At 65.3% G+C, this 16,107-nt stretch carries 15 protein-coding genes; 9 read left to right on the top strand and 6 right to left on the bottom strand.

Annotated elements, in window-relative coordinates:
• Positions 1–125: 125 nt before the first annotated feature.
• Positions 126–1,844 carry a DUF4407 domain-containing protein gene (locus BJ122_RS04940; protein WP_110780039.1) on the top strand — a complete coding sequence of 573 codons (1,719 nt, stop codon included), beginning with the start codon at positions 126–128 and terminating at the stop codon, positions 1,842–1,844.
• A gap of 13 nt (positions 1,845–1,857) precedes the next feature.
• Here the strand turns inward: BJ122_RS04940 and BJ122_RS04935 are convergent, their stop codons facing one another.
• The 3 genes from BJ122_RS04935 to BJ122_RS19180 form a co-directional block, all read right to left on the bottom strand.
• A complete protein-coding gene (locus BJ122_RS04935; RefSeq protein ID WP_110780038.1) occupies positions 1,858–3,840 on the bottom strand; it encodes an adenylate/guanylate cyclase domain-containing protein in 1,983 nt (660 codons plus the stop codon).
• A gap of 227 nt (positions 3,841–4,067) precedes the next feature.
• Entirely contained in the window at positions 4,068–4,940 is an 873-nt protein-coding gene (locus BJ122_RS04930; protein WP_110780037.1) for a xanthine dehydrogenase, read from the bottom strand.
• Complete coding sequence (locus BJ122_RS19180; RefSeq protein WP_181418879.1) at positions 4,937–5,143, bottom strand: hypothetical protein; 207 nt, start codon at positions 5,141–5,143, stop codon at positions 4,937–4,939. The genes BJ122_RS04930 and BJ122_RS19180 overlap by 4 nt, the downstream gene beginning before the upstream one ends.
• Before the next feature lie 243 nt (positions 5,144–5,386).
• Here BJ122_RS19180 and modD point away from each other — a divergent pair, with 243 nt between their 5' ends.
• Positions 5,387–6,250: a ModD protein gene (gene modD / locus BJ122_RS04920; RefSeq protein ID WP_245407619.1), complete on the top strand. Its 864-nt coding sequence runs from the start codon at positions 5,387–5,389 to the stop codon at positions 6,248–6,250.
• A gap of 61 nt (positions 6,251–6,311) precedes the next feature.
• Positions 6,312–6,686, top strand: a complete 375-nt coding sequence (locus tag BJ122_RS04915; protein WP_110780035.1) for a winged helix-turn-helix domain-containing protein — start codon at positions 6,312–6,314, stop codon at positions 6,684–6,686.
• A gap of 194 nt (positions 6,687–6,880) precedes the next feature.
• Here the strand turns inward: BJ122_RS04915 and ilvD are convergent, their stop codons facing one another.
• Together ilvD and BJ122_RS04905 are read right to left on the bottom strand one after the other, a co-directional pair.
• Positions 6,881–8,725: a dihydroxy-acid dehydratase gene (ilvD, locus tag BJ122_RS04910; RefSeq protein WP_110780034.1), complete on the bottom strand. Its 1,845-nt coding sequence runs from the start codon at positions 8,723–8,725 to the stop codon at positions 6,881–6,883.
• 144 nt (positions 8,726–8,869) lie between these two features.
• Positions 8,870–9,856, bottom strand: a complete 987-nt coding sequence (locus BJ122_RS04905; RefSeq protein WP_110780151.1) for a S1C family serine protease — start codon at positions 9,854–9,856, stop codon at positions 8,870–8,872.
• 341 nt (positions 9,857–10,197) lie between these two features.
• Here BJ122_RS04905 and BJ122_RS04900 point away from each other — a divergent pair, with 341 nt between their 5' ends.
• The 6 genes from BJ122_RS04900 to BJ122_RS04875 all read left to right on the top strand — a co-directional run bounded on the left by BJ122_RS04900 (position 10,198) and on the right by BJ122_RS04875 (position 15,189).
• On the top strand, positions 10,198–10,875 hold the full coding sequence (locus BJ122_RS04900; RefSeq protein WP_110780033.1) for a Crp/Fnr family transcriptional regulator: 678 nt from the start codon (positions 10,198–10,200) through the stop codon (positions 10,873–10,875).
• Positions 10,876–10,951: 76 nt separating this feature from the next.
• Complete coding sequence (locus tag BJ122_RS04895) at positions 10,952–11,143, top strand: YgaP family membrane protein (protein WP_110780032.1); 192 nt, start codon at positions 10,952–10,954, stop codon at positions 11,141–11,143.
• A 71-nt stretch (positions 11,144–11,214) separates the two neighbouring features.
• Positions 11,215–11,574: a carboxymuconolactone decarboxylase family protein gene (locus BJ122_RS04890; protein ID WP_110780031.1), complete on the top strand. Its 360-nt coding sequence runs from the start codon at positions 11,215–11,217 to the stop codon at positions 11,572–11,574.
• 88 nt (positions 11,575–11,662) lie between these two features.
• Positions 11,663–12,739 carry a 3,4-dihydroxy-2-butanone-4-phosphate synthase gene (ribB, locus tag BJ122_RS04885; protein WP_110780030.1) on the top strand — a complete coding sequence of 359 codons (1,077 nt, stop codon included), beginning with the start codon at positions 11,663–11,665 and terminating at the stop codon, positions 12,737–12,739.
• A 69-nt stretch (positions 12,740–12,808) separates the two neighbouring features.
• Positions 12,809–14,023, top strand: coding sequence for an acyl-CoA dehydrogenase (locus BJ122_RS04880; RefSeq protein ID WP_110780029.1), 1,215 nt, complete (start codon positions 12,809–12,811; stop codon positions 14,021–14,023).
• A gap of 242 nt (positions 14,024–14,265) precedes the next feature.
• Positions 14,266–15,189 carry an MBL fold metallo-hydrolase gene (locus BJ122_RS04875; RefSeq protein ID WP_110780028.1) on the top strand — a complete coding sequence of 308 codons (924 nt, stop codon included), beginning with the start codon at positions 14,266–14,268 and terminating at the stop codon, positions 15,187–15,189.
• A 44-nt stretch (positions 15,190–15,233) separates the two neighbouring features.
• Here the strand turns inward: BJ122_RS04875 and BJ122_RS04870 are convergent, their stop codons facing one another.
• Positions 15,234–16,070: a DUF1499 domain-containing protein gene (locus tag BJ122_RS04870; RefSeq protein WP_110780027.1), complete on the bottom strand. Its 837-nt coding sequence runs from the start codon at positions 16,068–16,070 to the stop codon at positions 15,234–15,236.
• Between the last annotated feature and the right edge of the window lie 37 nt (positions 16,071–16,107).

The following is a 16,107-nucleotide window of genomic DNA, read 5'->3' as shown; positions in this document are numbered from 1 at the left end:
GGCGCTGCGGCGGTTAACTCTGTGTAGTGATGGCAGGCGGCGGTCCCTTCTGACGAGCGCGGGACGTTGCTAGATTTGCTGGGGCTACCAATTGTTAACCACACCACCAACACTGCGGAGTGGCCATGTTCCAGCGTGTCTTGAACTACATTGCAGGTGTTGATCGGGAAACGCTGGCGACATGCCCGCCCACCGACCGGATCTGGGCTGCGCATCTTGGCGTATCGCTGTGTCTGTCATTCGTGGTGGTGTTTGGCATCTCCTTTCACGCCACCGGCTACATGATCTCCGATGTCAGGCTGCAGGCGGCGACGTCATTCGTGATCGCCACCGTGGTGTTCATGTTCGACCGGGCGCTCTATCAGTCGGACTGGTTCTATCAGGGCCTGCTCCGCCGCAATGAAGATGGCACCGAAAGCGATCTCAGCTGGAAGCAGACCGCGTGGCGCTTGCTGCGCGTCACGGTGCGTCTGTCGATTTCGTTCGGGCTGGCCTGGGTGATCGCTACCTTCCTGGAATTGGCGATTTTTTCGGACAGCATCAGCGAGCGGATCGAGCAGAACCGCGCCGCCGCCAACGCGCCGGTGGTGCAGAAGGTCGAACAGTTCCAGGCGCAGCTCGACGCCGAGAGCGAACGGCGCCGCGCCAATCTCGAAACGCTGGAAACCGCGCTGCGCAACGCGCCGACCGCGATTCCGTCGGCCGATCCTGCGGCCAATGCCCGCTTTGATGAGATCGAGCAGCGCATCAAGGCACTCGATACCGAAGAACAGGGGCTGCGCGCCGAGCTGCGCGAGATCGACAAGAACATTCTGAAATACGCCGCCGAGGAGAATGCCGAGGAAACCGGCCAGAAGCTCAGCGATGCCAATAGCGGCAAATCGGGCATCGGGCCGCGCTATCAATTCGCCAAGCGGCAGCGCGAAAGCCTCGAGCAGCAGCGCGACGCCCGGCAGGCGGAAATCACCCAGCTGCGCACCAAGCGCGATGAATTGCGCGCGGTGCAGAACAAGCTGATGATGGATGCACTGGCGCTGCGCGAGCAGGAGATCGCCGGCATCAAGTCCAAGCGCGAGTCGTTGCAGGCGCAGGTCGATGAAGCGCGTGCGTCGCTCAAGCAGTTCGAGACCCGCAAGGACGAACGGATCGAAGCCTATCGGCGCGAAGTGATGAGCGCCGCGCATTTCCAGGCCAAGGCCAAGAACGATCCGCTGTCGCGCATGACCGCGTATCAGGAACTGAAGAAGGACGCCAAGGACGGCGCCACCATCGTGCTGTTTTCCTGGATGACCAAGCTGTTCGTGATCTTCCTGGAAGTGGTGCCGGTGCTGGCCAAGATGTTCTTCGCGCCGCCGAGCGTTTATGCCGCGCGCATCCAGGCCCGGGTCAGCGGCGATCGGCTCACCTCGCAATTGCCGAAGGGCGCGATCGTGGCGCAGCCGATGCAGGTCAGGACCATTCCGGTCACCGCCAAGCCCGCGGCGCCGGCTAATGGCGCGACCAACCCCGCAGCGGCCACCACGCCGCCGGCCAAGGTGGCGCCGCTGCAGCAGGTGCGGCGCTCGGTGTTGCAGCCGGTGGTGCAGGTGCCGCGTCCGGCGCAGCCGGCTCCGCAAGCCGCCGCGCAGCCGCAGGCCAACGGTCCGGCCCCGGGGGCTCAGTCGGCGCAGCTCAAGAAAGCCGACAGCCCGACCATCGTGCCCACCGCCAAGCCCGTGAACGGCGCTGTGGTCGGCAACGGCACCGTGCCGGTGCAGCAGATCGCCGCGCAGGAGGCGGCACTCGGCGCCGATATGGACCGGCTGATCCGCGAAGCGCGCGACCGCAACGTCGCCGGCAAGTAACGGCCGGCGGCGCTCAGGATTGCGGCTGCAGCTGCTCGGCCACTTGCGCCAGGGTTTGCTGCACGGCGCTGCGGTCAACCGTCGCCGTATCGATGAACAGCCGCATGCCGGTCAGTTCCCGGCGAATGATGGTGCTGCGCGCGGCGGTCTTCAGGCCGCGCACCGCGTAAGTGCGCACCGGCTCGCTAAAACCTTTGACGTTCAGCGGCGGGCATTCCTCGGCGTCGATGATGTCGTTCACCAGCGACCAGGTGACATGCGAGATCAGGATCGAGCCGGGCTCGCAGCTCTGTTCCAGCCGTGACGCCAGATTCACCTCACTGCCGATGATGGTGTAGTCCATGCGATCGGGGCTGCCGAAATTGCCCACCGTGCAATAGCCGGTGTTGATGCCGATCCGCACGCGGAATGGCCGTTCAGTGCCGGCGCCCATCCATTCCAGCTCCAGCTCCTTGAGTTTGGCCTGCATTTCGATCGCCATCAGCAGGCAGGCGCGCGCGTCTTCGCGTACGCCGCGGCTCTCCGGATCGCCAAAGAACGCCAAAATGGCGTCGCCGACATATTTGTCGATGGTGGCGCCGTGCTTGAGCGCGATCTGCGCCATCTCGGCGAGATAGCGGTTCAGCATCGCCGTCAGTTCTTCCGACTCCAGCTTGTCGGTGGTCGCGGAGAAATCGGCGATGTCGGACAGGAAGATCGTCAGCTTCTTACGCTCGGAAGCGATCTCGGCGACCTGGCTGCCGGAGAAAATCGAGGAGTACACCTGCGGCGACAGATATTTGGACAGCTTGGCGGACAGCCCTTCCAGGCTGCGGTTGCGGTTCTCCAATTCTTCGGTGCGCTGCTGCACCATCGAGTCGAGATATTCCTCGCGCGCCGCCACCTGGCTCGCCATGCTGGTGAACACCCGCGCGAGCTGCCCCAATTCGTCGGTCCGTTCGGTCACCTTGGACAGCAAGGCCGGATCGAATTTCTTGGTTTCCACCGCCGCGGCAGCGCGCGTGATCTCGCGCAGCGGCGCCGCCTGATAGCGCGCCACGCCGATCGACAGCACAATGCCGAGCGCGGCAATCGCCGATGCGATCGCGGCGCTGATCTCGACCTGCTTCTGCACGAACGCCCAGACCCGGTCCATCGGCAGCCGCACCAACGCCGCGCCGATCACCTGCTGCTTGTCATTCTGCACCGGCGCGATCACGCTCAGGCTGCCGGGGCTTTCAACATGGCGGATCTTGCCGTCGGCGATCACGTCGCGCACCGGCGCCATCTCGGCCTCATTCGGCTTCTCGGCGCCATAGCTGCCCGGGCCGACGATGGCATCGAGCTTGCGGTCGAACACCCAGACCGCGTTGATATCTCCGCCGGCGAGCAGATTTTCGACGGTGCGCGGCAGGCCGATCTTCATCGCCAGCAGTTCCAGGAAACGCGCGTCATGACCGACCTGGACGATGCGCGGCTTATCCACGCCCGGCACGCCAACATATTTGAAATGCAGATTGTCGATCTCGCGCTTGCGGGCGTCCTGGATCACCACATTGCGCTTGCCGGTGAGCAGATCGTGGAACGCATAGGCTTGCGGCTGCGCCTGCGGCGAATTGCTGAAGGTGAAGTCGACATTGCTTTCAGTGCGCAGATAAGCGTGGCCCTTCTCGTCGGTGATCCAGATCTCGTCGATCTCGGTTTCCTCGGTCAAACGCTTCAGCCGACGATTGATCTCGGCGGTGCTGTAGCCGGCACGCTCTGCCGCTTCGACGAACTGCGCCAGGATCGCGCCCTGCGCCACCATCTGCTTGGCGATCACCGCTTCCACCTCAGCTGGAATCGAGGTGGCGAGGCTGGCACTGCGGGCCAGCAGCCGCGCCACGCGCTCGCCAGAATTTTCCGCGCCGCTGATGATCGCTTGCTTGGTGGTCCAGCTCAGCAGCGCCGAGGTCAGCAGCGTGGCGCCGACCGTGAGCACGGTGACCAGCAGGATCAGTCGGGTGGTGAACTTCATCGCGAGAACCTATCTGTGCGCCGTCGGCCTGACGCGCATGGATCAGGCCGGTGGAAAGGACGGCGAGAGCCGGCGCCGGCCAGCTCTATAGGATGAGGCCGGGGCAGGCCGCATTGATCGGCGAGCGGCACACATCTGCCTGTGCCATTCGTTGACCGAATGACACCAGCGCGGCGCGCGGTTAACTGATCGTTTACCTTGGGCGATCTTGGCGCGTCGCCGCTCGCTCAGCGCCAGAACAACCCGGCGCCGCGCCGGACCATCGCCGGCCGCAGCGCATGCAGCCGGATCGCCGCCACGGTGGCAGCGGCAATGGTGCGGCCGCGCTCGTCGCTGCCGGTCCAGCTGGCATCGGGGCCGCGCGGATCGACCTCGATCAGTTTCACCCGCTGCGGGACCTGAGTGCCGTCGCGCACCAGGCCGCGCAGCACGCCGTCGATCGGCGCCGGCACCGGCAGGCCGTCGAGATGGCCGATCACAAAGCCTTTGAACACCCGGGCGCCGATTTCGAGTGCGGTGTGCCAGCGGCCGGCGCGCTCGGAATAGACAAAGCGCTCGGCGCCGACCCCGCCAAGCTTCCGGGCGATGCCGTCTGGATCGTCGGTCTGCCCGGAGCGGATCACGGTGCCGTTTTTCGCTGGCCGCGTTTCCACCGCGATGTCGCAATTGACGTCCACCGCGAATTTGGGGCCGAGGCCGATCGTGAGCCCGGCGACGCCGCGGAAATCAGGGGTGATGCGATGCTTCTGCATGCGGGCATCGACCAAAATGCTGATCGGATAGAGCGCTAGCAGATCGGTGAGATGCAGCGACGTTACCGCGACCTGATTGGGCTGCGACAGCGCGGTGGCGATTTCGCTCGCAGTCTCGGCGTGCTTGCCCTCGATGCCGTCCACCGCCACCCGATCGTCATAGAGCGCGTCATGAAACGCCATCGCCCGCCGCATCACCGGCGGAAACGGATCGTGACTCATGATCACCGCATAGCCGAGCTGGGTCAGCCGCACCGCGACTGCCGAGGCGATTTCGCTGGTGCCCATGATCAGGGCGATCGGCAATTGCGAGCAATGCAGCCGCGATTGCAGGGCGTCATCGCTCATGACGGCCTCCCGCTGGCGGTCGTCTGCGCGCTCAGTTCGGCGGCGGCGATCTCCAGGGCGCGCACCGCGCGCGCGGCCTGCCGGGTCGAGACTTCGCGCCACCACTCACCCAATTCGGCGAGCAGTGTGTCGATGTCGTCTTCGGGGTGGTAGATGATCGCCGCCACCAGATTCGGGTCGGGTTCGGGAAGCTCGAGGCCCATGAGCGGCATCCTGACGGTGCGCGGGCATCCGGTCGGATCACCCGTTGGTGGCATTGATCAAAGTCAGTCTAGCAAGCATCATGCCGGGCGTTTCGGCGTGTATTTTGCTTAATCGGTGGCCGGAATCCCTAAAAGATGCCTGCCAGGGCGTCGGGAGTCCGACATCGATGTATTCATTCGTACATAGCGGCGACCGCGGCGGCCGTGTGGCTGCAGTCCCGCTGTCCCGTCTGGAGACCTGCCTTGACCGCGTCCCTTCCCACCGGCGCCAGTCGCGCCGAGCTTGAAGATCTGCTGCTCGACGATGTTCCCCATGGCGACCTGACCACCGAGGCGCTCGGCATCGGCGCGGTGCCGGCGATCATGCGCTTCACCGCTCGCGACGTGATGGTGGCTTCGGCGGTCAATGATGCCGCGGCGCTGATTGCGATGTGCGGCGGCGAGGTGGAGCTGGCGTCCTGCTGCGGCGCGACGCTGACCCATGGCGCGCCGATCCTGACCGCGCGCGGACCGGCTGGGGCGCTGCTGAAAAGCTGGAAGGTGGCGCAGACCTTGATCGAGGTCTGGTCCGGCGTTGCCTCGGCGGCGCGCGAGATCGTCGCCGCCGCGCAGTCGGTGTCGCCGCAGGTGGTGGTGGCCTGCACCCGCAAGAACACGCCCGGCACCAAGCGTTTCGCCGCCGCCGCGGTGAAAGCGGGCGGGGCGGTGATGCACCGGCTCGGCCTGTCGGAGAGCATTTTGCTGTTCCCCGAGCATCGCGCTTTGCTGGGCGAGCAACCGCTGGCGGCGACGGTGGCGCTGCTGCGGCGCGGCGCGCCGGAGAAGAAGCTGGTGATCGAGGTGACTTCGATCGAGGCGGCGCTGCTCGCCGCCGAGGCCGGCTTCGACGTGCTGCAGCTCGAAAAATTCACGCCCGATGAAGTGATGGCGCTGTCGCAGCAATTGTCGGAGCGGCCGCGGCGGCCGCAGGTTGCGGTGGCGGGCGGCGTCAATGCCGGCAATGCCGCGGCCTATGCCGGCGCCGGCGCCGATGTGCTGGTGACCTCGGCGCCTTATCTCGCCAAGCCGCGCGACGTGCAGGTGCAGATCCTGCCCGACACGCATTGAGCGCTGGACGGTGCGCCGCTGCGGCCTATGCTGAACTGCCGTGACGCTGCAGGAGGCTGCTATGCGGAAATCGTCGTTGCCGTCGCTCAGCCTGCGGATCGATCTCGCGCCGGAGCGCCGCATCGGCCCCGGCAAGATCGCGCTGCTCGAACAGATCGACGCCTGCGGCTCGATCGCCGCGGCGGGGCGCGCGCTCGACATGTCCTACAAGCGCGCTTGGGACCTGGTCGATGAAACCAACCGGATCTGCGGTCAGGCCGCAGTCGAGCGCCAGACCGGCGGCAAGAATGGCGGCGGCGCGATGCTGACGCCGTTCGGTCGATCGCTGGTCAGTCGCTACCGCGCGATCGAGAAAGCTGCGGCGCGCGCCGCGCAGCGGCAATTGGCGGCGCTGTCGGCCGAGATCGCCAGCCGTCCGCGCAAGAGCAAAGCGTGAGGTCACGCTGATAACAAAACGCCGGAGACTGAGGTCAGTCTCCGGCACAACGTATTGGATGATGCCACCATGATCCGTCATGCCCGCGCTTGTCGCGGGTATCCACGTCTTGAAGGCGCCGCCGGATCAAAGACGTGGATGGCCGGGACAAGCCCGGCCACGACGTACGGATGGGTTGCTACCAATCGCTTCGATCAGTCCTTCAGCACCCGCACCGCGCCCTTGGCGGCGCTGGAGGCCAGCAGCGCGTAGGCTTTCAGCGCGGCCGACACCTTGCGCTTGCGCGGCGCGGCCGGCTTCCAGCCATCCTTGCCCTTGGCCTCCATCGCCTTGCGGCGGGTCGCCAGCGTCTCGTCGGACACCCGCAGATTGATGGTGCGGTTCGGAATGTCGATGTCGATGATATCGCCGGCTTCGACCAGGCCGATATTGCCGCCTTCCGCCGCTTCCGGCGAGCAGTGGCCGATCGACAGGCCCGAGGTGCCGCCCGAGAACCGGCCGTCGGTGATCAGCGCGCAGGCTTTGCCGAGCCCCTTCGATTTCAGGTAGCTGGTCGGATACAGCATCTCCTGCATGCCGGGGCCGCCGCGCGGACCTTCATAGCGGATCACCACCACGTCGCCGGCCTTGACCTTGCCGGTCAGGATGCCGGACACCGCATCGTCCTGGCTCTCGAACACCACGGCGGGGCCCGAGAATTTCAGGATGCTCTCATCGACGCCCGCGGTCTTCACGATGCAGCCATCGAGCGCGATGTTGCCGAACAGCACCGCCAAACCGCCATCCTGCGAGAAGGCGTATGCTTTGCTGCGGATCACGCCGTTCTCGCGATCGGTGTCGAGGCTGTCCCAGCGCCGGCTCTGGCTGAACGCGGTCTGGCTCGGCACGCCGCCGGGCGCAGCGAGATAGAACTGGCGCACGGTGTCGGAATTGCTGCGGCTGATATCCCATAGATCGATCGCCGCGCGCAGCGAGGGCGCGTGCACGGTCTTGGTGTCGCCGTTCAGCAGCCCGGCGGAGTCGAGCTGGCCGAGGATCGACATGATGCCGCCGGCACGATGCACGTCTTCCATATGCACGGTGGAGACCGAGGGCGCGACCTTGCACAGGCACGGCACGCGGCGCGACAGCCGGTCGATATCGGCCATGGTGAAGTTGACTTCGCCTTCCTGCGCGGCGGCGAGCAGATGCAGCACGGTGTTGGTCGAGCCGCCCATCGCGATGTCGAGCGACATGGCATTCTCGAACGCCTCGAACGAGGCGATCGAGCGCGGCAGCACGCTTTCGTCGTCCTGTTCGTAGTAGCGGCGCGCCAGATCGACGATCAGATGACCGGCCTCGACGAACAGCCGCTGGCGGTCGGCATGGGTGGCGAGCACCGAGCCGTTGCCGGGCAGCGACAGGCCGAGCGCTTCGGTCAGGCAGTTCATCGAATTGGCGGTGAACATGCCCGAGCAGGAGCCGCAGGTCGGGCAGGCGTTTTCTTCCATCACGGTGACGTCGGAATCGCTGATGCGGTCATCGCCCGCGGCCACCATGGCGTCGATCAGGTCGACCTTGCGGGGGCCGGTCGACAGCACCACCTTGCCGGCCTCCATCGGGCCGCCCGACACGAACACCGCGGGAATGTTGAGGCGCAGCGCGGCCATCAGCATGCCGGGGGTGATCTTGTCGCAATTGGAGATGCACACCATGGCGTCGGCGCAATGGGCATTGACCATGTATTCGACGCTGTCGGCGATCAGTTCGCGCGAGGGCAGCGAATACAGCATGCCGTCATGGCCCATCGCGATGCCGTCATCGACCGCGATGGTGTTGAATTCCTTGGCGACGCCGCCGGCCTTCTCGATCTCGCGCGCCACCATCTGCCCGAGATTCTGCAGATGGACATGGCCCGGCACGAACTGCGTGAAGGAGTTCACCACCGCGATGATCGGCTTGCCGAAATCCTCGGTCTTCATGCCGGTGGCGCGCCACAGGCCGCGGGCTCCGGCCATGTTGCGGCCGTGGGTGGAGGTGCGGGAACGGTAGGCGGGCATTGGATTTCCTCAAAATTCTCGAAGGTCGCGGTGTTTTACGGCCGCCGCGCTGCAATTGACAGAGCAGAAAAGCCGGAGCTGGGCGGCAAATTGGTCAAGGAAAAGGGTTCAGGGCCGCGGCGGGCTCGGCCCTGACAGCCTGTGCTAATGCAGCCGCGGCTTTTTCAGCGGCTTGAAGCGGTCCGAGGATACCAGCTCCACATCGAACGTGTCGCCGCCGCGATACAGCGTCAGCGGCACGGTGACGCCGGCCGGGCCGAGCGCCCAGAGCTTGCGGTAGAAGTCGGCGCAATTGTCGACCTGCTCGCCGTTGATGGCGAGGATCAGATCGCCGGGCTTGAGTTCGGCGCGCGCCGCCGGCGCTTTCGGCGTGACGCCGACCACCACCACCTGATCGTCGATTTCGGCGGCGTAGAGGCCGAGCCAGGGCCGCGGCGCCTTGCGCACCCGGCAGACGGTCCGGAGGTCATTGAGGATCGGCTTCAACAGATCGATCGGCACCATCATGTTGAAATGCTCGATCTGGACGTCGTCGTCCTGCTCGCTCTGCTCGCGCTCGATCTGCAGCGAGCCGATGCCGATCAGTTCGCCGCGCTCGGAAATCAGCGCGGTGCCGCCCCAGTTCGGGTGCGAGGGCGTGGTGAAGATCGCCTCATCGAGCAGATATTCCCAGTAGCCGGAAAATTCCTGCTTGGCGACGATATAGGCCGCCACCGAATGCTCGGCGCCGCCGACGCCGCCGATCAGCACCCGGTCGCCGGGCCGCGCCGCCGCGGAACTGCCAAGGGGCACCGCCGGCAGATCGAGCGGCGCCAGCGCCTGCACCAGGCCGAAGCCGGTGTCAGGATCGATGCTGAGCGCGTGGCCCTCGACCACCCGGCCATCGCCGAGATGCAGCCACACGGTCTCCGCTTCGGTGATCAGATAGCCGATGGTCAGCACCAGCCCGTCATCGATCACCACGCCATTGCCGCTGCGCTCGGTGCCCAGCGTTTCCGCGGTAAAGGCATCGGCCGGCACGATCGCGTGCAGGCCGACCACCGACCGCAGAATCTGGTCAAGATCAAAACAGAAATCCTCGGCGCGCGGCTGAGCCGCGGGCGGGACTTTCCAGGAGGTCAGAGACGGCATCATCATGCTCCAGAGACCCGCTGTATGTATGTCGGAATTACGGCGTCACTAGGAGGTAGCCCCCGACCACGAGCAGCAGCGACAATATCGTGACGACCCCGAATACGCCGGCCGCGATCCCGAGCAGACCCTGGCCGTCCAGCCATCGTTGTAGTGCTTGTCGCATTCCGTGGTCCTTGGTTCATTCCTCTGAACCGGGCTAGCGTAGCAGAAGGCGCCATGGCCGTCGCCGGTCTTCCGGGGCAATAGGGCGCGCGAAAAGGCGGACTTGACTCCTAGCCGGAACAGCAGCCTAGCATCATCGGCAGGGGCCTCGCGCCCGAGTGGGACCGTTGTGCGCAATGGATTTGTCCGACACCGACTGGCTGCAGCAATTTGGGCCGCTGGCTGACCTCGCACCCAGCGAGCGCACGCCGATGGTTGGCGGCGCTGTGCCGATGGAACTGCCGGCCGGGGTCACGGTGTTTGCCCCGGACCAGCCCTGCAATTTCTTCATCCTGGTGTGCGAGGGCCAGGTGCGGGTTTACCAGCTCGACGCCGAGGGCAACGAGATCGTGCTGTATCGGATTGGCCCCGGCGGCATGTGCATCCTGACCACGTTGGCGCTGCTGGCCGACCAGAGCTACAGCGCCTTTGCGGTCACCGAGACGCCGGTCAAGGCGGTCGGGCTGCCGGCGGCAACCTTCCACGATCTGATGGGCCGCTCGGCCAGGTTCCGCAGCTTCGTGTTCAATGCCCAGGCGGCGCGGATGGCGGACCTGATGCGCGTGATCCAGCACGTCGCGTTCGAATCGATCGAATCGCGGCTGGCGTCGCGGCTGCTGACGCTGACCTCCGGGCAGAGCGCGCTGTCGATCACCCACCAGCAGCTGGCGGCCGAGATCGGTACCGCGCGCGAGGTGGTCAGCCGGCATCTCAAGGCATTTGAAAAACGCGGCTGGGTCAGTCTTGGCCGCGGCCGTGTCGAACTGCGCAAGGCGGCGCCGCTGCGGGCGGTGGCGGCCTCGGCGGGCCGGTGACTTCGTCACAGACGTCACCTCGTTGTCGACCTAGGTTGGGGGCATAACGTCACTCAAAGAACCGAAGGAAACACACATGACCGCCAATGTTGGAACGATCGATCGCGCGCTGCGCGCCCTGGTTGGCCTCGCTCTGATCGGCTGGGCGCTGACCGGTGGACCGGTTTGGGCTTGGGTCGGCGTTGTGCCGCTGTTGACCGCTGCGATCGGCTTCTGCCCGGCCTATACGCTTTTTGGTTTCAATACCTGCCCCGCCAAGCGTAACTGAACTAAGCTGTCTTTCTTGCGACTTAATCCCGGGGGCGACTGTCCCCGGGACCTCTTTTTCAGGCGAGTACCATGCACAAGAACTGGATCGATATGACCGCCGACCTGTCGGTCGCGCTCAAGGAAGTTCGTACCGGCACCCCGGACGTGATGAAGGGCTTTTCGGCGATCGCGCAGGCCGCGCTGAAGTCGAACGCGCTCGACACCAAGACCAAGGAACTGATCGCGCTGGCGATCGCGGTCGCGACCCGTTGCGACGGCTGCATCGGCTTCCACGCCGAGGCCGCGGTCAAGCATGGCGCCAGCCGCGACGAGGTGATGGAGACCATGGGCATGGCGATCTACATGGGCGCCGGTCCGAGCGTGATGTATGCCGCGGCCGCGGTCGAAGCTTACGACCAGTTCGCGAAGAAAAAGGCCGCTGCCACCTAAGCTTCCGCGCCGTGGCATTTCCGCGGGTGGTTGCGTCGTCCGGCGTGCTGCGCCATATGGTCGGCTAACATCATCCGAGCGAGTGCCAATGGCCCATTCCATCCAGGAAGTTCTTCAAGCCTTTGCCCATGGCGAGATCGTCGTCGTGACCGACGACGACGATCGTGAGGGCGAGGGCGATCTGATCGTTGCTGCCTCGCTCTGCACCGCGGAGAAGATGGCCTTCATCATCCGGCACACCTCCGGCATCGTCTGCGCCCCGATCACCGTCCAGGACGCCCGCCGCCTGCGGCTCGATCCGATGGTGGCGCATAATGACAGCAACCACACCACCGCCTTCACGGTCTCGATCGACTACAAGCCCGATAACGGCACCGGCATTTCCGCGGATGAGCGCGCCTCGTGCTGCCGCGCGCTCGCCAATCCCAATGCCGGCGCCAATGACTTTGCCCGCCCCGGCCACATCTTCCCGCTGATCGCCCGCGAGGGCGGCGTGCTGCTGCGCTCCGGCCATACCGAGGCCGCGGTCGATCTGTGCAAGCTCGCCGGGCTGCCGCCGGTCGGCGTGATCAGCGAATTGATGAATGACGACGGCTCGGTGATGAAGGGCGAGCAGGTCAGCGAATTCGCCAAGACGCATGGCCTCAAGCACGTCACCATCGCCGGCCTGATCGCCTATCGCCAGGCGCGCGAGAAGCTGATCGAGCGGGTGGCGAGTTTCACCATGGACAGCCCGATCGGCCCGATGCAGGGCTATGCCTATCGCTCGCCGTTCGACAGCATTGCCCATGTCGCGCTGGTCTATAACGGCGTCGGCGACGGCAAGAACGTGCTGACCCGCTTCCACAAGCCCAACATCCTGAAAGAGATGTTCACCGGGCCGCGCCGCATGGAAGCCGTACTGGAGCATTTCAAGAAAGCCGGCTCCGGCGTGCTGGTCTATCTGCGCGATGGCGCCGCCGGCGTGCCGGTCGAACCGATCGACGAGCCGCAGTCGTCGGAAGCCGATCGCCACAAGCAGTGGCGCGAGATCGGCGTCGGCGCGCAGATTCTGCGCGATCTCGGCGTCACCTCGATCCGGCACCTGACCTCATCGCAGCTCGACTACAAGGGGCTGTCCGGTTTCGGCATCGAGATCGTGTCCAACGAGCGCCTTGAAGGCTGAACATCGAGTCTCTAACCTGCCGATCTTGCGTGCGCGCAAAAGCCGCGCTGTCGTGCAAAAGGAGTTTTGATGAGCGTTCGGGCGCAGACCAAGGACAAGCCGGCTCCGGTGAGTTTCAAGTGGGACGATCCGTTCCTGCTCGAGGATCAGCTCACCGAAGACGAACGCATGATCCGCGACACCGCGCGTGCCTATGCGCAGGACAAGCTGCTGCCGCGCGTCACCAGCGCCTATCTCGACGAGAAGACCGATCGCGCCATTTTCAACGAGATGGGCGAGTTGGGTCTGATCGGCGTCACGCTGCCCGAGCAATATGGCTGCGCCAGCGCCAGCTACGTTGCCTATGGGCTGGTGGCACGCGAGATCGAGCGCGTCGATTCCGGCTATCGCTCGATGAATTCGGTGCAGTCCTCGCTGGTGATGTACCCGATCTACGCTTACGGCGATGAAAGCCAGCGCAAGAAGTATCTGCCGAAACTGGCTTCCGGCGAATGGGTCGGCTGCTTCGGCCTGACCGAGCCCGATGCTGGTTCCGATCCCGGCGGCATGAAGACCCGTGCCGAAAAGGTTGCCGATGGCTATCGGCTGACCGGCAGCAAGATGTGGATTTCGAACGCGCCGATCGCCGACGTGTTCGTGGTGTGGGCCAAGTCGGCCGCGCATGACAACCAGATCCGCGGCTTCATTCTCGACAAGGGCATGAAGGGCCTGTCGGCGCCGAAAATCGGCGGCAAGCTCTCCTTACGCGCCTCGATCACCGGCGAGATCGTGATGGACGGCGTGGTGGTGCCTGAAGAGGCGCTGCTGCCCAACGTCTCCGGTCTCAAGGGGCCGTTCGGCTGCCTGAACCGCGCCCGCTACGGCATTTCCTGGGGCGTGCTCGGCGCTGCCGAGGATTGCATGCAGCGCGCCCGGCAGTACACGCTCGATCGCAAGCAGTTCAATCGGCCGCTGGCGGCGACGCAGCTGGTGCAGAAGAAGCTCGCCGACATGGAGACCGAGATCGCGCTCGGCCTGCAGGCGTCGCTGCGCGTCGGCCGGCTGCTCGACGAGGGCAAGATGGCCCCGGAGATGATCTCGATCGTCAAGCGCAACAATTGCGGCAAGGCGCTCGATATCGCCCGCGCCGCGCGCGATATGCACGGCGGCAACGGCATCCAGATCGAGTATCACGTGATGCGCCACGCGCAGAACCTGGAGACCGTGAACACCTATGAGGGTACGCACGACATCCATGCGCTGATCCTCGGCCGCGCCATCACCGGCATTCAGGCGTTTTCGTAACGCCTCAAGGCGTCAGCCGTCATTGCGAGCGAAGCGAAGCAATCCATTCCGCAAGCCTGGATTGCTTCGTCGCTTCGCTCCTCGCAATGACGCCGGCGCGGATCAATCGACGATCGCGTTTGCGAGCGAAGTGGATCGCGGATCGCGTTTAGACAACGCGCCAGAATAACAAATAGAGCTTCGGTTCTGATGGCTTCGGAACCGCAAAAGCTTGATCGAGAGAAACGCCTATAGGTGCCCGCATGAGCGACAACGACGACATTCCGTTCAATCGTGCCTTTGCACTGCAGCCCGGAATCGTGGATGAGCCGGTGCCGGGTGTGCGTCGGGTGTTGTGCGCCAATCCCTCGCCATTCACCTTCACCGGCACGGTCAGCTACATCGTCGGCCGCGGACAAGTGGCGATCATCGATCCCGGCCCGGATGATCCGGTGCATCTCGCCGCGGTGCTCGATGCGGTGCGCGGCGAGACCGTGACCCACATCCTGGTCACCCACACCCACAAGGATCATTCGCCGGGCGCCGCCTATCTGAAACAGGTCACTGGCGCCACGGTCTATGCCGAGGGCGCGCATCGCGCGTCGCGGCCTTTTTACGAGCACGAGAAGGTTTCGACCGAATCCGGCGCCGACCGCGCCTTCGTGCCCGATGAGCAGCTCCGCGACGGCGACGTGCTCGGCGGCCCGGATTGGGCGCTGGAAGCGGTGCCGACGCCCGGGCACTGCGCCAACCATCTGTGCTTCTCCTGGCGCGAGCGCGGTGTCAGCTTTGTCGGCGATCATGTGATGGGCTGGTCAACCTCGATCGTGGCGCCGCCGGATGGTTCGATGCCGGAATACATGGCCTCGCTCGACAAGCTCGGCCGCCGCGACGAGCAGCTGTATTTCTCGGCCCATGGCGAGCTGATCCCGGAAGGGCCACGCTATGTGCGCCATCTGATCCGGCATCGCCAGGCGCGCGAGACCTCGATTTTGCACCGGCTCGGCAAGGGGGAGACCGACATTCCGACCATGGTGCGCGCGATCTATATCGGCATCGATCCGCGGCTGGCGACCGCGGCCGGCTATTCGGTGCTGGCGCATCTGGAAGATCTGGTCGGCCGCGGCATCGTCACCACCGATGGCGATCCGGTGTTCGACGGCCGCTACAAGCTGGCGCGCGCCTGACGTTTCGCCGGCGCGTTGCAGCTCGCCCGCGCGCGGCGCTGCCGTTACTTGCTGTTTTTCTTCGGCGTGGGGGCCGCCGGCTTCTTCGGCGCTGGCGCGACATCGGCGGCGTCATTGATCGCCTTGATCAGCTTGGTGATGCGCGCGGCATTGCTGCCGAGATCGCTTTCGAAGTAACGCGACGACGAGCGCAGATCGACGCGCGAGCCATCGCCGTCGGGCAGTACCCGCACCGCGACGTCCTCGCGAAAACCCATGATCAGCGTGCGCGCCACCGCTTCGATCTTGCCTTCAAAGCGCGGCGCTTGCGGCGGGCGCGCATCGACCTCGAGCCATTTCTGCTTCTTGATGATCGCCTGCACAATGTCGAACGCGCGCTGCGGCGGCACGTCGAGCTGCACGGTTTCGATATCCGGCCAGGTCTCGCGCTGCTGCTCGGCGGAATAGAGGCCGGCATAGACCGCGGTGTTGGTGCCGCTGCCGACCCGCAGCCGCGACAGCACCTCGAATTTCGGCGGGTCGATGGAATCGGTGGTGATGTCGTGGATCGGCGGCAGCCGGTGATACTGCACGGCGAGATAGCCGGGATAGGCCAGGATCAGCGCATCGATCAGCAGCGCGGCCAGGATCGCGCCGAGCCCGCGCGCGCCGCTTTGCCAGATCGCGACGAAACCGGCGAGCGCCAGCAGAATCGACAAGCCCGCAAGGCCGAGCGCGGCGAAGAACGTCGCCATCGCCGGGCGCACTTCCAGAAACCCGAAACGCACGATGCCGATCGAGGCCAGCGTCGCGATCGCGGCAAACACCGCCAGCCGCCGCGCCCACAGCGCGAGGCCGGACATCGATTCCATCTGGTAGGGAGCGGAAAATCTGCGGGCCATTGCCAGGTCTGCCGGAGTTGGAGCGCGCCGGGACCGA

The organism is Rhodopseudomonas faecalis, from assembly GCF_003217325.1.
GTDB classification, from domain to species: domain Bacteria; phylum Pseudomonadota; class Alphaproteobacteria; order Rhizobiales; family Xanthobacteraceae; genus Rhodopseudomonas; species Rhodopseudomonas faecalis.
The sequence above is the reverse complement of the archived record's forward strand: the minus strand, read 5'-3'. Positions and strand labels throughout refer to the sequence as shown.

Coding starts and splice junctions, on each gene's coding strand:
- BJ122_RS04940 (WP_110780039.1), top strand. CDS start 126: ATGTTCCAGCGTGTCTTGAACTACATTGCAGGTGTTGATCGGGAAACG.
- BJ122_RS04890 (WP_110780031.1), top strand. CDS start 11,215: ATGCACAAGAACTGGATCGATATGACCGCCGACCTGTCGGTCGCGCTC.
- BJ122_RS04935 (WP_110780038.1), bottom strand. CDS start 3,840: ATGAAGTTCACCACCCGACTGATCCTGCTGGTCACCGTGCTCACGGTC.
- BJ122_RS04905 (WP_110780151.1), bottom strand. CDS start 9,856: ATGCCGTCTCTGACCTCCTGGAAAGTCCCGCCCGCGGCTCAGCCGCGC.
- ribB (WP_110780030.1), top strand. CDS start 11,663: ATGGCCCATTCCATCCAGGAAGTTCTTCAAGCCTTTGCCCATGGCGAG.
- BJ122_RS04930 (WP_110780037.1), bottom strand. CDS start 4,940: ATGAGCGATGACGCCCTGCAATCGCGGCTGCATTGCTCGCAATTGCCG.
- BJ122_RS04875 (WP_110780028.1), top strand. CDS start 14,266: ATGAGCGACAACGACGACATTCCGTTCAATCGTGCCTTTGCACTGCAG.
- BJ122_RS04900 (WP_110780033.1), top strand. CDS start 10,198: ATGGATTTGTCCGACACCGACTGGCTGCAGCAATTTGGGCCGCTGGCT.
- BJ122_RS04870 (WP_110780027.1), bottom strand. CDS start 16,070: ATGGCCCGCAGATTTTCCGCTCCCTACCAGATGGAATCGATGTCCGGC.
- ilvD (WP_110780034.1), bottom strand. CDS start 8,725: ATGCCCGCCTACCGTTCCCGCACCTCCACCCACGGCCGCAACATGGCC.
- BJ122_RS04915 (WP_110780035.1), top strand. CDS start 6,312: ATGCGGAAATCGTCGTTGCCGTCGCTCAGCCTGCGGATCGATCTCGCG.
- BJ122_RS04895 (WP_110780032.1), top strand. CDS start 10,952: ATGACCGCCAATGTTGGAACGATCGATCGCGCGCTGCGCGCCCTGGTT.
- BJ122_RS19180 (WP_181418879.1), bottom strand. CDS start 5,143: ATGGGCCTCGAGCTTCCCGAACCCGACCCGAATCTGGTGGCGGCGATC.
- BJ122_RS04880 (WP_110780029.1), top strand. CDS start 12,809: ATGAGCGTTCGGGCGCAGACCAAGGACAAGCCGGCTCCGGTGAGTTTC.